This is a genomic window from Kitasatospora sp. UYEF31, assembly GCF_057291755.1.
In genome coordinates this window covers 63,537-77,142 of sequence record NZ_JBXAWK010000018.1, presented here as the reverse complement: position 1 = coordinate 77,142, position 13,606 = coordinate 63,537, and the positions used below count along the sequence as shown (strand labels likewise).

Annotated in this window: 13 protein-coding genes; 9 read left to right on the top strand and 4 right to left on the bottom strand. The window is 67.2% G+C overall.

All coding sequences use genetic code 11. The features are described 5' to 3' along the window. Positions 1-17: 17 nt before the first annotated feature. The 4 genes from AC0Z36_RS11820 to AC0Z36_RS11805 are packed head-to-tail and all read left to right on the top strand — an operon-like array spanning position 18 to position 3,541. Entirely contained in the window at positions 18-776 is a 759-nt protein-coding gene (locus AC0Z36_RS11820) for an enoyl-CoA hydratase family protein (protein WP_485462752.1), read from the top strand. A gap of 46 nt (positions 777-822) precedes the next feature. Continuing rightward, a complete protein-coding gene (locus tag AC0Z36_RS11815; RefSeq protein ID WP_485462751.1) occupies positions 823-1,695 on the top strand; it encodes a CoA transferase subunit A in 873 nt (290 codons plus the stop codon). Next, positions 1,692-2,468 (top strand): CoA-transferase subunit beta, encoded by a 777-nt coding sequence (locus AC0Z36_RS11810; RefSeq protein ID WP_485462750.1) that lies wholly within the window; start codon positions 1,692-1,694, stop codon positions 2,466-2,468. Before AC0Z36_RS11815 ends, AC0Z36_RS11810 begins: the two co-directional genes overlap by 4 nt. Beyond that, a complete protein-coding gene (locus AC0Z36_RS11805; RefSeq protein ID WP_485462749.1) occupies positions 2,465-3,541 on the top strand; it encodes an NAD(P)H-dependent flavin oxidoreductase in 1,077 nt (358 codons plus the stop codon). Before AC0Z36_RS11810 ends, AC0Z36_RS11805 begins: the two co-directional genes overlap by 4 nt. 85 nt (positions 3,542-3,626) lie before the next feature. Here the strand turns inward: AC0Z36_RS11805 and AC0Z36_RS11800 are convergent, their stop codons facing one another. Continuing rightward, positions 3,627-4,793 carry an acetyl-CoA C-acetyltransferase gene (locus AC0Z36_RS11800; protein ID WP_485462748.1) on the bottom strand — a complete coding sequence of 389 codons (1,167 nt, stop codon included), beginning with the start codon at positions 4,791-4,793 and terminating at the stop codon, positions 3,627-3,629. A 176-nt stretch (positions 4,794-4,969) separates the two neighbouring features. On the opposite strand from AC0Z36_RS11800, the gene AC0Z36_RS11795 reads away from it, so the two are divergent. After that, positions 4,970-6,127: an acyl-CoA dehydrogenase family protein gene (locus AC0Z36_RS11795; protein WP_485462747.1), complete on the top strand. Its 1,158-nt coding sequence runs from the start codon at positions 4,970-4,972 to the stop codon at positions 6,125-6,127. Between the two features lie 151 nt (positions 6,128-6,278). Further along, on the top strand, positions 6,279-7,304 hold the full coding sequence (locus tag AC0Z36_RS11790; RefSeq protein WP_485462746.1) for an acyl-CoA dehydrogenase family protein: 1,026 nt from the start codon (positions 6,279-6,281) through the stop codon (positions 7,302-7,304). Positions 7,305-7,372: 68 nt separating this feature from the next. Here AC0Z36_RS11790 and AC0Z36_RS11785 read toward each other — a convergent pair whose 3' ends face one another. Beyond that, positions 7,373-8,668 (bottom strand): ATP-binding protein, encoded by a 1,296-nt coding sequence (locus tag AC0Z36_RS11785; protein ID WP_485462745.1) that lies wholly within the window; start codon positions 8,666-8,668, stop codon positions 7,373-7,375. A gap of 227 nt (positions 8,669-8,895) precedes the next feature. Next, entirely contained in the window at positions 8,896-9,798 is a 903-nt protein-coding gene (locus AC0Z36_RS11780) for an RIO1 family regulatory kinase/ATPase domain-containing protein (RefSeq protein WP_485462744.1), read from the bottom strand. 304 nt (positions 9,799-10,102) lie between these two features. Between AC0Z36_RS11780 and AC0Z36_RS11775 the strand changes: the two genes are divergently transcribed. Both AC0Z36_RS11775 and AC0Z36_RS11770 read left to right on the top strand, forming a co-directional pair. Continuing rightward, on the top strand, positions 10,103-10,429 hold the full coding sequence (locus AC0Z36_RS11775) for a hypothetical protein (protein WP_485462743.1): 327 nt from the start codon (positions 10,103-10,105) through the stop codon (positions 10,427-10,429). Between the two features lie 71 nt (positions 10,430-10,500). Then, positions 10,501-11,040, top strand: coding sequence for a nucleotidyl transferase AbiEii/AbiGii toxin family protein (locus AC0Z36_RS11770; protein ID WP_485462778.1), 540 nt, complete (start codon positions 10,501-10,503; stop codon positions 11,038-11,040). Here AC0Z36_RS11770 and AC0Z36_RS11765 read toward each other — a convergent pair. After that, a complete protein-coding gene (locus AC0Z36_RS11765) occupies positions 10,935-11,711 on the bottom strand; it encodes an enoyl-CoA hydratase/isomerase family protein (protein WP_485462742.1) in 777 nt (258 codons plus the stop codon). The two genes, AC0Z36_RS11770 and AC0Z36_RS11765, sit on opposite strands and share 106 nt — an antisense overlap. Positions 11,712-11,968: 257 nt before the next feature. On the opposite strand from AC0Z36_RS11765, the gene AC0Z36_RS11760 reads away from it, so the two are divergent. Then, the gene (locus AC0Z36_RS11760; RefSeq protein ID WP_485462741.1) at positions 11,969-13,588 is read left to right on the top strand and encodes a FadD3 family acyl-CoA ligase; all 1,620 of its coding nucleotides are present in this window, start codon (positions 11,969-11,971) and stop codon (positions 13,586-13,588) included. The last annotated feature ends 18 nt before the right edge of the window (positions 13,589-13,606 follow it).

Here is a 13,606-nt window from a genome sequence, read left to right as displayed (position 1 = left end):
GCTGGACGGGATCTGGAATGGCTATCCGCTACGAGGTAACCGACGGCATCGCCGAAGTGGTGATGGACGCCCCACCGGTGAACGCGCTCACCGTCGCCGGCTGGTTCGAGCTCGCCGACCGCCTGCGCGAGGCGAGTCGCGACCCGCAGGTGCGCGTTGTGATCCTGCGCGCCGAAGGCCGTGGGTTCAACGCCGGCGTCGACATCAAGGAGGTGCAGGCCTTTGAAGGCTTCGACCACCTCGTCGGCGCCAACAAGGGCTGCTTCGACGCGTTCGCGGCGGTCTACGACTGTGAGGTCCCGGTCATCGCGGCCGTCGCGGGCTTCTGCGTCGGTGGCGGAGTCGGCCTGGTCGGCAACGCCGACATCGTCGTCGCCTCGCACGACGCCTTCTTCGGCCTGCCCGAGGTCGACCGCGGCGCGCTCGGCGCGGCCACCCACCTGGCCCGGCTGGTCCCGCAGCACCGGATGCGTCAGATGGTCTACACCTGCGAGAACGCGACCGCCGCGGAACTGCACGCGTACGGCTCGATCTACAAGGTGGTCGACCGCGACAAGCTGGTCGAGACCGCCTTCGAGGTCGCCCGGACCATCGCCGCGAAGTCGCCGACTGTGATGCGCGCCGCCAAGGCCTCGCTCAACGGCATCGACCCGGTGGACGTGAAGCGCTCGTACCGCTACGAGCAGGGCTTCACCTTTGAACTCAACCTGACCGGTGTCTCCGACGAACTGCGTGACGCGTTCGTCGAGGGCCGCGACGCCGACACCAGCAAGTAGGCGACGACCGGGTTCCGCCCACGCTTGGAGCCCGAAAGGAAACAGCATGGCTGACAAACGCATGACGCCCGACGAGGTCGTCGCCCAGCTCACCGACGGTATGACCGTCGGCATCGGCGGATGGGGCTCGCGGCGCAAGCCGATGGCCCTGGTCCGCGCGGTCCTGCGGTCCGGTCTGAAGGACCTGACGGTCGTCTCGTACGGCGGACCCGACCTGGGGCTCCTCGCCCGGGCCGGAAAAGCGAAGAAGATCGTCTACGCCTTCGCGTCCCTCGACTCCATACCGCTGGAGCCCAACTTCCGGTACGTCCGGGAGAACGCCCTGGTCGAGGCGGTCGAGTACGACGAGGGCATGTTCCTCACCGGCCTGCGGGCCGCCGCCCACCGGCTGCCGTTCGCGGTGGTCCGGGCCGGACTCGGATCGGACATCATGACCGTCAACCCGGGCCTGAAGACGATCGAGGACCCGTACGGCTCCGGCGAGACCCTCGTCGCGATGCCCGCCCTCGGACTGGACGTGGCGCTGATCCACGCCAACGTGGGCGACGAGAAGGGGAACGCGGCCCTGACCGGGCCTGACCCGTACATGGACGACCTCTTCTGCCTCGCGGCGAAGAAGGCGTACGTCTCCGTCGAGCGGATCGTGCCCTCCGAGGACCTCGCCAAGGAGGCCGGCTGCGTACGGACCCTGGTGATCCACCGGTACATGACACACGGTGTGGTCGAGGCCCCCAACGGCGCCCACTTCACCGAGTGCCCGCCGGAGTACAACCGCGACGAGGCCTTCCAGAAGGCGTACGTCGCCGCCGCCGGTGACCCGGAGGCCTGGAAGGCCTTCGAGGACCGGTTCCTGAAGACCGCCGACGAGGCCGCCTACCAGGCTGAGGTCGCCAAGTTCCGTGAGGAGAACGCCAAGTGACCGTGACCCTTGAAGCCACCCGCGCGGACGTCTGCGTCGCCGCCGTCGCCGAGGCGTTCCGCGGCGACGGGGAGATCATCGGCTCGCCGATGGGCGCCGTCCCCACCATCGGCGCCCGTCTGGCCCGCGCCACCTTCGAGCCCGACCTGATGCTGAGCGACGGTGTCTCGGAATTCTTCGAGGGGACCGCCCGGGTGGGCGCGCGCCCCGACGAGTTCGCCACCGTCGGCTGGATCCCCTACCGCCAGGTGCTCGACATCCTCGCCAGTGGCCGCCGGCACGTGATGATGGGTCCGGTCCAGATCGATGCGTACGGAAACGCGAATATCTCGTGCATCGGTGACTGGGCCAAGCCCAAGCGTCAGGTGCTCGGCTCGCGCGGCGGTCCGGGCAACACGATCAACCACGCGACCAGCTACTGGATTCCGAAACACTCGACCCGGGTGCTCATGCCGAAGGTCGACATGGTGTCGTGCGTCGGCTACGACCGCGCCGCCGCGCTCGGTCCTGCGGGCCGGTTCCATGAGGTCCGGCACGTGATCACCAACCTGTGTGTGCTGGAGTTCACCGACCCGGGCGACGGCGTGCAGAAGATGACGCTGAAGTCGCTGCACCCGGGCGTCACGCTGGACGAGGTCGTCGCCGCCACCGGCTTCGAACTGATCATCCCGGCCGACGTGCCGGAAACCCGTACGCCGTCGTCTGCCGAACTTCAGCTCATCGCCGAGGTCATCGACCCGCGGGGCATGCGCCTGCGTGAGGTCCCGGCATGACCCTTGACGTGCATCCGGCGCTGCGGAACTCCTTCACTGGGAAGTTCGGCGTGCAGTACCCCGTCGTGCAGACCGGCATGGGCTACGTCTCCTACCCGAAGCTGGTGGGGGCCACGGCGGAGGCCGGCGGGCTCGGCATCCTGGCCTCGGCCACGATGTCGTACGACGAACTCGTGCTGGCCATCGCGGACGTGAAGAAACGTACGGCCAAGCCTTTTGCCGTGAACCTGCGCGCCGACGCCCCCGATGCGGCCGACCGCATCGATCTCATGGGCCGTGAGGGCATCAAGGTCGCCTCGTTCGCCCAGGCTCCCAAAAAGGACCTGATCACCCGGGCGCACGACCTCGGCATGCTGGTCGTCCCGTCGATCGGCGCCAAGCGGCACGCGGAGAAGGTCGCCGCGTGGGGCGTGGACGGTGTGATCGTGCAGGGCGGTGAGGGCGGCGGCCACACCGGATCGGTCCCCACGACGCTGCTGCTCCCGCAGGTCACCGAAGTGCTCAAGGGCACCGGCGTGACCGTCATCGCGGCCGGCGGCTTCTTCGACGGGCGGGGCCTGGCGGCCGCGCTCGCGTACGGCGCCGATGCCGTCGCGATGGGCACCCGGTTCCTGCTGACCAGCGACAGCCCGGTCGGCAGCGCGGTCAAGGAGGTCTACCTCAAGACCGACGTGACCGGCACGATGGTCTCCCGTGAGGTCGACGGAGTGCCGCACCGGGTGCTTGCCACCGACTTCGTGAAGCGGCTGGAGCAGGGTGCGCTGGCCAAGCGCTACCCGCGCGCGATCGTCAACGCGCTGAAGTTCCAGAAACTCAGCGGAACCCCCATCAAGGACATGGTCCGCGAGGGCCTGGCGATGAAGAAGTCGCAGGGCCTGAGCTGGCCGCAGGTACTGATGGCGGCGAACACCCCGATGCTGTTGAAGGCCGCGATGGTCGACGGCCGCCCGGACCTCGGTGTCATGGCGTCCGGCCAGGTCGTCGGCGTGATCGAGGACCTGCCGTCGTGCGAGGAGCTCATCAACCGCATCGTGGCCCAGGCTTCGCAGGTGCTGCGGGATCTTGAAGGCTGACCTGTTCGCGCTTTCCTTGATCAGATGCCCTGTGCTCGCGTCACGCGCAAGCACAGGGCATCTGATCTTGAAGGGACTGTTCTGGTCAGCCCAGGCGCTCGATGATTGTGACGTTCGCCTGGCCGCCGCCCTCGCACATCGTCTGGAGGCCGAACCGGCCGCCCGTGCGCTCCAGGTGGTGCAGCAGCGTTGTCATCAGGCGTGCGCCCGTCGCGCCCAGCGGGTGGCCGAGGGCGATCGCGCCGCCGTTCGGGTTGACCTTGGAGTGGTCGGCCTTGATGTCCTTCATCCAGGACAGCACGACCGGCGCGAACGCCTCGTTGATCTCGATCGCGTCGATGTCGTCGATGGTCATCCCGGCCTTGGCCAGGGCGTACTGCGTCGCCGGGATCGGCGCGGACAACATCTCGATCGGCGACGCGCCGCGCACGCTCAGGTGGTGGATCCGGGCACGCGGCGTCAGACCGTACTGTTCAAGGGCCTTCTCGGACACGATCAGCAGGGCCGCCGCACCGTCGGAGATCTGCGAGGCGACGGCCGCCGTCATCCGGCCGCCCGCCATGAGCTCCTTGAGACCGGCCATCTTCTCCAGCGTGGTGCCGCGCCGCGGGCACTCGTCCACGCTGATCAGCTGACCGTCCACCTCGATCGGCGCGATCTCCCGCTCGAAGTAGCCGTTGTCGATCGCGTGGATCGCCCGGTCGTGCGAGGCCAGCGCGAAACGCTCCATCTCCGCGCGGGAGATGTCCCACTTCTTGGCGATCAGCTCGGCGCCGTAGAACTGGTCGACGGGCTCGTTGCCGTACCGCGCGACCCAGCCCTTCGAACCGGAGAACGGGTCGGTGAAGCCGAGCTCCTTGGCGCAGGTCATCGCGGAGGAGATCGGGATCTGGTTCATGTTCTGCAGACCGCCGGCGACGACCACGTCCTGGGTGCCGGACATGACGCCCTGTGCGGCGAAGTGGATGGCCTGCTGCGAAGAGCCGCACTGCCGGTCGATGGTGGTGCCGGGCACAGCCTCGGAGTAGCCGGCCGCGAGCCAGGCCGTACGGGCGATGTCGCCGGCCTGCGGGCCGATCGCGTCTACGCAGCCGAAGACGACGTCGTCCACGACGTCCGGGTCGATGCCGGAGCGCTCGATCAGCGCCTTGATGGCGTGCGCGCCCAGGTCAGCCGGGTGGACGGGGGCGAGCGACCCCTTTTTACGGCCGACCGGCGTACGGACGGCTTCGACGATGTATGCCTCGGGCATGGCGACCTCCTGCTGATCGGCTGTGCGTCCCAGCCGTGCTGTGGTGGACGTGTCGGGGATGACACGGCGGGCGACTGTCGGCGGTCGGTCCGGTGCCGATAACCTGACGGTCCGTCAGTAAGCCTACCCGGAGCATCGGCCATGCCGTTGATGCGCACAGTGTGAGGAGGAGCCCAGTGGATCTGGAGTTCACCACAGCGGAACAGGAATTCCGCACGGAGGTCCGGACCTGGCTCGAAGCCAACGTCCCGGCCGAACCGCTGCCCTCCATGGACACCGAAGCCGGTTTCGCGCTGCACCGGGCGTGGGAGACGAAGCTCTTCGCAGCCCGGCTCGCGGTCGTCTCCTGGCCGGAGGCGTACGGCGGCCGGGCCGCATCGCTCGTCGAATGGCTGATCTTTGAGGAGGAGTACTACCGTGCGGGTGCTCCGGGACGCGTCTCGCAGAACGGCATCTTCCTGTTCGCGCCGACACTCTTCGAGTTCGGCACAAAAGAGCAGCAGGACCGCTATCTCCCGAAGATGGCCGCAGCCGAAGAGATCTGGGTCCAGGGCTGGTCCGAGCCCGAGGCCGGCTCCGACCTGGCCAACGTCAGGTCCAAGGCCGTACGGGACGACTCGCGCGGCGGGTGGCTGCTCAGCGGTCAGAAGATCTGGTCCTCACGCGGCACGTTCGGCCACCGGTTGTTCGGTCTGTTCCGCACCGACCCGGAAAGCGTCCGGCACCGGGGTCTCACGTACTTCATGGTCGACCTGTCCTCCACCGGTGTGACGGTCCGTCCGATCCCGCAGCTGGACGGCGAACCAGGCTTCGCCGAGGTGTTCCTCGACGAGGTCTTCGTCCCCGACGCGGACGTGCTCGGCGACCCCGGGGAGGGCTGGAAGATCATGATCGCCACGACCGGCAGTGAGCGCGGTCTCAACCTGCGCAGTCCTGGCCGCTTCATCGCCCCAGCTGATCGGCTGGTCGAGCTGTACAAGCGGGTGGGTTCGCCCGCCGACCTTCGTGATGCGGTGTTGCAGGCCTGGATGGACGCCGAGGCGTACCGCCTGTTCACCTTCGGCACGGTCACCAAGCTCCAGACCGGCGGCCAGATCGGCGCTGACTCGTCGATCAACAAGGTCTTCTGGTCGCAGATGGACGTCGAACTGCACGCCACAGCACTGAAGTTGCTGAGCGCTGACGGTGAACTCGACGCGGGGGAGTCGCCGTGGTTGAAGGGCTTCCTCTTTGCCTTGGGCGGACCCATCTACGCGGGTACGAACGAGATCCAGCGCAACACGATCGCCGAGCGCATCCTCGGGCTGCCCCGGGCGGGCGCCAAGCGCGGCTGAATCCGGTCACCGTCTTCGCTTCGCCCAGTCGTCGAACGCAACGAACGGATTCGCTTGCGTTCTGGAACCCGTCAAACCGCGGTCTGCGACCGCCCTCCGCACTTCGTTCGTCGGTTCGTTGGCGCGGGCCATGTGGAAAAGGTGAAACACGATGCGTCTGGCATATACCGAAGACCAGCAGCTGTTCCGCGAGACCGTCCGGGACTTCCTGGCGGACCAGTGCAGCACCGAGAAGATCCGCGAAGCGTGGGCGGCCGACTCCGCGCTGGCGCTGTGGAGCGAACTCGCCAAGGTCGGCGTCACCGGGATCGTGGTGCCCGAGGAGCACGACGGCCTGGGCATGGGCGTGGCCGAACTGGCCGCGGTGCTTGAGGAGGCCGGCTACGCCGGGCTGCCCGAGCCGCTGCTCGAAAACGCGGCGGCCTGCGTGCTGTTGGCGTCGTGCGCGTCCGCCTCCGGGTGGCTGGAGAAGATCGCCGCAGGTGAGGCGACGGCCGCTGTACGGCTCCCGGGCCAGAAGTACGTGGTGGAGGCTGCCTCGGCCGACTTGATCGTTATCGGTACCGCCGACGGCGACATCCATGTCGTCAACCCGGCTGACTGTGTGTTCGGGTTGAAGCCCTCAGTGGACCGCAGCCGCAAGCTCTACACGGTAGAGGTCGCGTTGACCCCCGAAACCCTGGTGGCCTCCGACGCCTCGGCCGCGCTCGCCCGTGCCGCCGACATCGCGGCACTCGGTGCTTCTGCGCTGCTGCTCGGGCTGACCCGCCGGATGCTCGACATGGCCGTCGAGTACGCCAAACAGCGGGTCCAGCGTGGAGTGCTGATCGGCACACACCAGTCCGTACAGCACCATCTGGCCAACGTGTTGATCAAGCTGGAGTTCGCCCGCCCGGTGGTGATGCGCGCGGCGTACTCGCTCGCGAACGGTTTGGAATCAGCGCCCCGTGACGTCTCCATGGCCAAGATCTACGCCGCTGAGGCAGCGGATCTGGCGGCGCGGAACTCTCTCCAGGTCCACGGTGCGATCGGCTACACCGAGGAGCATGACCTCCAGCTCTTCATGAAGCGGGCCTGGGCGCTGGGAGCGGCGTACGGGGACGCCAGGTTCCACCGGAGCCGGGTTGCGGCGGATGTGCTGGGGGAGAACCGGGCACCGCTGACACCGACGCTGTAGGCGTGGGGCTTCGTCCCGGCCGCGAGCCTGGCGGTCGGGACGCAGCGGCAGGCCCCCGCGGTATCGGTTCAATGCTGGTCCCACAAGGCGCTGATCGGGACCGCACTCAACCGGTCGCCGAAGTTCAGCACGTGCTGCCCGGTGTAGAAGAGGCAGCCATGGGTGAAGGCTTCGCCCAAAGAATCCCGAAGGGCGACCAGTCCGCGGAAGTCCGCCAGGTCGACGGTTTCGGCGGCCTTCGACTCGATACCTGCCACTCGGCCGTCGGGGGTTTCCAGAACGACATCTACTTCTGTTCCTCGATGATCGCGCCAGTGGTGCAGCCGTACCTCCGTCTCCGCCCAAGTGGCCTGTTTTGCGAGTTCGTTGACGATGAACGTCTCAACCAGAGGACCGCGGCCGGGTGCTACGGGCAAAGCCAGCGCGCCCGGTCCGACGCCGAGGAGATGTGCTGCAAGCCCGGTGTCGGTGATGTGGACCTTCGGGCGTTTGACCGTCCGGGCGGTGAGGTTTCTCGACCACACAGGCAGACGGTGAATCAGGAAGACGGTTTCCAGGAGATCTAGGTAGCGTTCGACCGTAGCCCGGCTGTGGCCCGTCTTGCTCGCCACTGTTGAGACGTTGACCTCCTGGGCAGTCACCGATGCGAGGTAGCGCAGTATGACGCTGGCAGCGCTCGGTAGGTTGATTCGCGTGACCTCGCGCAGATCACGCTCAAGCACTGTGGACAGGTAGGCACGAAACCAAGCCGAACGGGCGCGTGAGGAGGTTCTTCCCACGAGTTCGGGGAACCCGCCCGCGTGGATCCGACGGAAATAGTCGGCCCTCGTCTGCGTCGACGCGCTTCTCTTCCGCAAGGAGTCAGGGTCGGCGAACAGTACGTCGATGAACCGCTCCCGAGCACCTGCCATCTCCCCCTGGGAGAAGGGCCATACATCGAGGATGCCGGCGCGGCCGGCCAATGATTCGGAGATCGAGGGAACCGTCAGGAAACGCATCGAACCGGCGAGGACGAACTGGCCCCGGTCTCGGCTGCTGTCGACGCGATGCTTGATTGCCCGGATCAGGGGATCGCCCGCTCGTTGGACTTCGTCGATGAATACCGGTGCGGATCTGTCGGCGATGAACCCGATGGGGTCATTGAGAGCCGCTTGCAGAAGCGGCTCTGAGTCGAGGGTCAGCCAGGTCCCGCCCCGTTCGGCCCGCAGGTGTTTGAGGATGGTCGTTTTGCCGGCCTGGCGGGGGCCGTTGAGTACGACGACCCGGAACGTGTCCAGGTACTCCTGTGCTGGGGTACAGATTGACCTTGGGATGTCCGACTTCAAGGAGTCGTGAATCTGCTGGTCAGGGCGCTCTCTGGGCAATTTCCCACTCCTTAACATAGCAAAAATGCGCCTATTAAGTATGCAGAACTTCAGCCCTGGGGTAGGTGTTCTTGCGCCATTTTCACTCGATCGGGTGGCCTGTTTGCTTGGATTCTTGGTTTCCAGTCCCGGAGGAACGTCCGGGCTCTGACGTGGTGGCCAGGCCCTGAAACGGAGTCCGGGCCCTGAAGCGGCGCTTCAGGGCTCGGACTGACGAGTGGCGCGACTCAGCTCAACCCGGCTTCGTAGCAGAGCAGTTCCAGCAGCGCCGCCGGATCGGACGTCTGCTCGTCCATCCCCTTCAGCCGGAACCAGTTCGCCATGTTCCGTGCGTCCCGGTGCAGGAAGTCCACTCCCTGCGGGTTCTGCGCCAGGTCCACGACCTGCGGCAGGTCGATGATCATCAGTCGTCCGTGGTGCACAAGCAGGTTGTACGCCGACAGGTCGCCGTGGGCGAGGCCCGCGCGGGCCAACAGGCGCATGGAATCGACGAGTTGTTCCCACAGCTCGTACAACTCGGCGCGATCCGGGCGGAGTTCGGCAAGTCTGGGTGCGCCGAAGCCGGTGTCCGAGCCGAGGTACTCCATGAGCACCTCGGACCCGTTCTGTTGCACGGGGTACGGCACCGGAGCGCCAGCGGTCCACAGCTTGCACAGAGTGTCGAACTCGACGCCCGCCCAGCCCGCGTACGACAGTTCCTCGTCCGCCGACCAGCTGGCCTTGTCCTGTGCGCGCCCCTCGCGGGTGGCCCGCATGTCGCGGCCCTCGCGGTAGGACGCGTCGCGGCGGAACAGTCGGTGCCGCCCGTCGCGGTAGCGCTTGGCCGCGAGAAGAACCGTACGGCCAGGGCTTTCAGCAGTGCCGTCGACGTGACTGCGCTCGATCAGGTGGACGTCGGCTTCCTTGCCGGTTTTGAGAATGCGGATGTCCCGCTCGGCGACCCCGGGGCCGGTCAGCAGCCAGGCGGGGCGCGGTTCGGGCCCGCGGTGGGTGTCGGCCCAGCGCTCCCAGCCGTCGGGGACGGCGAAGAAGTCGGCGAAGCCGGTGTTGTGGTGGTTGTTGAAGAACTCATCGAGAGTCCGCTTGTTCGGCTTGCGGCGGGACAGGCGGAGGTCACGGTTGTTCGACACAGGTGGGGCTTCCTCATCGGTCGCCCGCCGGTGTGTGGATTCAGCGAGTGCAGGAACCGGCGGGTACGGTCGGACGGGCGACTGCCACGTCCAGAGCGGTGAGCTGGATCGTGAGCTGGATCACGGGGCACCTCCTGTGTCGGTCCGCCGGCCGGTGCCGGCGGTCTCGCGCCGCCGGGCGTGCCGGGGCGGGGCTGATTCTGGTCGGGGGTGATCGCTGGGGCAAGTGGATTTCCGGCACTGTGGGACGAAGGCGCCGGATGAGAGCACTGCCCGTGTGCGCCGGGCGGCGCATACTGGATCCGTGGAGCAGCGGCGGAGCTATGCGGACCACCGCCCGTACACGGTTCCGGAGACTCTTGAGGAGCTGACCGGGCCGACGGGCGGGGTGGCCAGGCTGCCCATCCACCTCGACTGGTCGGGTTCACCGGTGCGTGATCTGGACGACCCGGCGACCTTGCGCAGTGTCTACATGACGGTGATCCGTGAGGCGGCCACAGGCAATGATCTGCGGCGTTTCCTCAACAAGGGGACTCTCGTCCGGTTGTGGGACGACCTGTTCCTTCCGCCACAGGTCCGGCGGCTCTGGGAGGCCCGGTTCCCAGAATTGACCGTGTCGCAGACCGTGTAGCTCATTCGGGTGAATGGCTGCGTTTTCGGTGGTGTACATACAAATCCAGGGCCAATGTGCTGCGTGTCAATATGTGGCGAACCAAGAGCTCTGAGGTTATGCACCCGTTTCACGCAAGGCTCATCCGCGTCGGTCTGCAGGCGGCAGCGGAATACGGCTTCGTTCTCGCCGGGGGCTACGCCGTGCAGGCGCACGGATTTGTGTCCCGGCCGTCAGAGGACGTGGACCTCTTCACGAACCAGGGCGATGTTGAGCGGTTCGCGACGGCGGTCGCCGTAGTGACCGCCGCGTATGAGGCCGACGGCCTCACTGTCGAGATCTCGAAGCGCTATGAGACCTTTGCCCGTCTGGAGGTTGAAGACCCTACGGGCGAGCGCTCCAAGGTCGAACTCGGCTATGACTGGCGGGCGCATCCGGCTTCGGTGCTGGGAGTCGATCCGGTCCTCCACCCCGATGACGCTGTGGGCAACAAGATGTGCGCGGCCTGGAACGGAGCAGCAGTCGCTCAACGCACCCGGTACTCCTTGCTCCGCCCCGTGAACAGCCCCGCCTGCTCCGACCAGTCCAGGTTGCCCAGGGTGATCAACGCCGGGGCCATCGTGATCGCCTGAGCCCGTGTCATGTCCCGGGCCGCCCACATCGCGCGCACCGTGCCCTCGACGCCGTGCGGCGGGTAGGACGCGATGGTCTCTGCGGCCCACCGTGCTGTTTCGAGAAGCTTGTCGGCCGGGACGACCTCCGACACCAGCCCGTTCTCATACGCCCGCCGCGCGCTCATCCGCTCCGCGTTGCCGAGCAGCGACAGGCGCATCGCCTCGCCGAACGGCATCCGCTGCGCGAGGTACATCGACTCGAAGCCCGAGACCATGCCGTACGTCGTATGCGGGTCGAAGAAGGTCGCGGTCTCGCTGGCGATCACGAACTCGCACTCGCCGAGCATGTAGAACGCGCCGCCGCAGGCCATGCCGTTGACCGCGACGATGACCGGCTTCCACAGGTCGGAGTGCTTCGGGCCGAGTTTGACCGCCGGGTCATCCATCATGAACGGCGACGACGGCTGCGGGATGTCCACGCTGCGGTCGATCCCCGTACAGAACGCCTGGTCACCCGCGCCTGTCAGGATCACGCAGCGGACGTCGTCGTCGTGCCGCAGGTCGCGCCACAGGCCGTGCAACTCGTTGATCATCGTCAGGTCGAAGGCGTTGTGCCGGTCCGGCCGGTTGAGTGTCACCGTGGCGACGCCGTCGGCCTGCTCGTACCCCAGGGTCTTGAACTCGCGCATGCCGACAACCTTCCTCGAAAAACGACCCGGTGTCAGCGTGGTGTCCATCTCCCACCCCGACGCTTCCTTTGCCGCCATAAACTGACGTACCGTCAGGTTAGAGCAGTGCGCCGCAGCGCGGTGCAGCAGTACAGCGGTGCAGCAGTACAGCGGTGCAGCAGCGCGGCAGCGCGGCAGCGCGGCAGCACAACGCAAGGCAGCAGAGCAGAGCGGCGCGTCAGCGCAGCGCAGAGACTTCGAACACTCCAGGAGCGATCATGCAGGCGGATCCGGTATCGGGCACTATCCCCGCCCTCGTGGACAGCGCGGCGCGCCGGTTCGGCGACCGGGAGGCCGTGATCGACGGCACGGTCAGGATCACCTTCACCGAACTGCGCGACCAGGTCCGCCTGGCCGCCGCAGCGGTCGTCGCCGCCGGGGTGGCGAAGGGCGACCGGGTCGGCGTCTGGGCCCCGAACTCCCGCGAGTGGATCGTGGCGGCGCTCGGCGCACTGTCGGCCGGCGGCGTGATCGTGCCGCTGAACACCCGGTACAAGGGCTCCGAGGCCGCCTACGTCCTCGGCAAGACCCGCGCGAAACTGCTGTTCGTCTCCGGGACGTTCCTCGGGACGTCGTATGTGGGAATGCTGCGCCAGGCCGCCGGCGGCGCGGGCGACGGACACCCCTTCGCCGGTCTGCCCGACCTCAAGTCCGCGGTGGTCCTCGCCGACGCCGCGCCGGACGACTGCGTCGCGTGGCCCGAGTTCACCGCGACCGGTGATCTCGCGTCGGAGCTCCCTGAAGTGTTCCCCAGCGACACCGGCGACATCATCTTCACCTCCGGCACCACGGGGAAGCCCAAGGGTGTGATGACCACCCACGAGCAGACCTGCCGGGTGTTCGAGACCTGGGCCGACACCGTGGGCCTGACCGAGGGCGACCGCTACCTGATCGTCAACCCGTTCTTCCACACCTTCGGCTACAAGGCAGGCATCATCGCCTGCCTGACCGCCGGGGCGACGATGATCCCGCAGGCCGTCTTCGACATCGACGCGGTGATGTCGGTGATCCAGAACGAGCGGGTCACCGTGCTCCCGGGTGCGCCGACCATCTACACGTCACTGCTGGACAACACTGTTCGAAACGGCATAGCCCGGAAGAAATATGATCTCTCCTCACTGCGCCTCGCGGTGACCGGCGCGGCTGCCGTGCCGCTGTCGCTGGTCACCCGGATGTCCACCGAGCTGGGCTTCGACAGTGTGCTGACCGCGTACGGCCTGACTGAGTCCTGCGGCACCGCCACCATGTGCCGCCAGGGCGACCCCGACGAGATCATCGCGTCCACGTCGGGCCGGGCGATCCCGGGCGTCGAGGTCAAAACCGTCGACAGCGCGGGCAATCAGACGGGCGCGGGCGAGTCGGGCGAAGTCGTCGTACGGGGTTACAACGTCATGAAGGGCTACTTCGAGGACGCCGAGGAAACCGCCAAGGCTGTCGACGCCGACGGCTGGCTGCACACCGGCGACATCGGTGTCCTCGACGAGCAGGGCAACCTGCGGATCACCGACCGCATCAAGGACATGTTCATCGTCGGCGGCTTCAACGCCTACCCGGCGGAGATCGAATCCGTACTCGCCGGACACCCCGCGGTGTCCGAGGCCGCTGTCGTCGGCGTGCCGGACGCCCGGATGGGGGAGGTCGGCAAGGCCTACCTGATCCTGCGCCCGGGCGCCTCGGTCACCCCGGAGGAGATCATCGCGTTCTGCCGCAAGGAGATGGCGAACTACAAGGTCCCCCGGTCTGTGGAGATCATCACGGCACTGCCGCGCAACGCGGCGGGCAAAGTGCTGAAGTTCGAGCTGCGGGCGCAGGCTGCGGAAGAGGCCGCCCGCAAGTAGCTACGTCGATCATGTACA

Coding starts and splice junctions, on each gene's coding strand:
- AC0Z36_RS11820 (WP_485462752.1), top strand. CDS start 18: ATGGCTATCCGCTACGAGGTAACCGACGGCATCGCCGAAGTGGTGATG.
- AC0Z36_RS11815 (WP_485462751.1), top strand. CDS start 823: ATGGCTGACAAACGCATGACGCCCGACGAGGTCGTCGCCCAGCTCACC.
- AC0Z36_RS11805 (WP_485462749.1), top strand. CDS start 2,465: ATGACCCTTGACGTGCATCCGGCGCTGCGGAACTCCTTCACTGGGAAG.
- AC0Z36_RS11800 (WP_485462748.1), bottom strand. CDS start 4,793: ATGCCCGAGGCATACATCGTCGAAGCCGTCCGTACGCCGGTCGGCCGT.
- AC0Z36_RS11790 (WP_485462746.1), top strand. CDS start 6,279: ATGCGTCTGGCATATACCGAAGACCAGCAGCTGTTCCGCGAGACCGTC.
- AC0Z36_RS11770 (WP_485462778.1), top strand. CDS start 10,501: ATGTGGCGAACCAAGAGCTCTGAGGTTATGCACCCGTTTCACGCAAGG.
- AC0Z36_RS11765 (WP_485462742.1), bottom strand. CDS start 11,711: ATGCGCGAGTTCAAGACCCTGGGGTACGAGCAGGCCGACGGCGTCGCC.
- AC0Z36_RS11760 (WP_485462741.1), top strand. CDS start 11,969: ATGCAGGCGGATCCGGTATCGGGCACTATCCCCGCCCTCGTGGACAGC.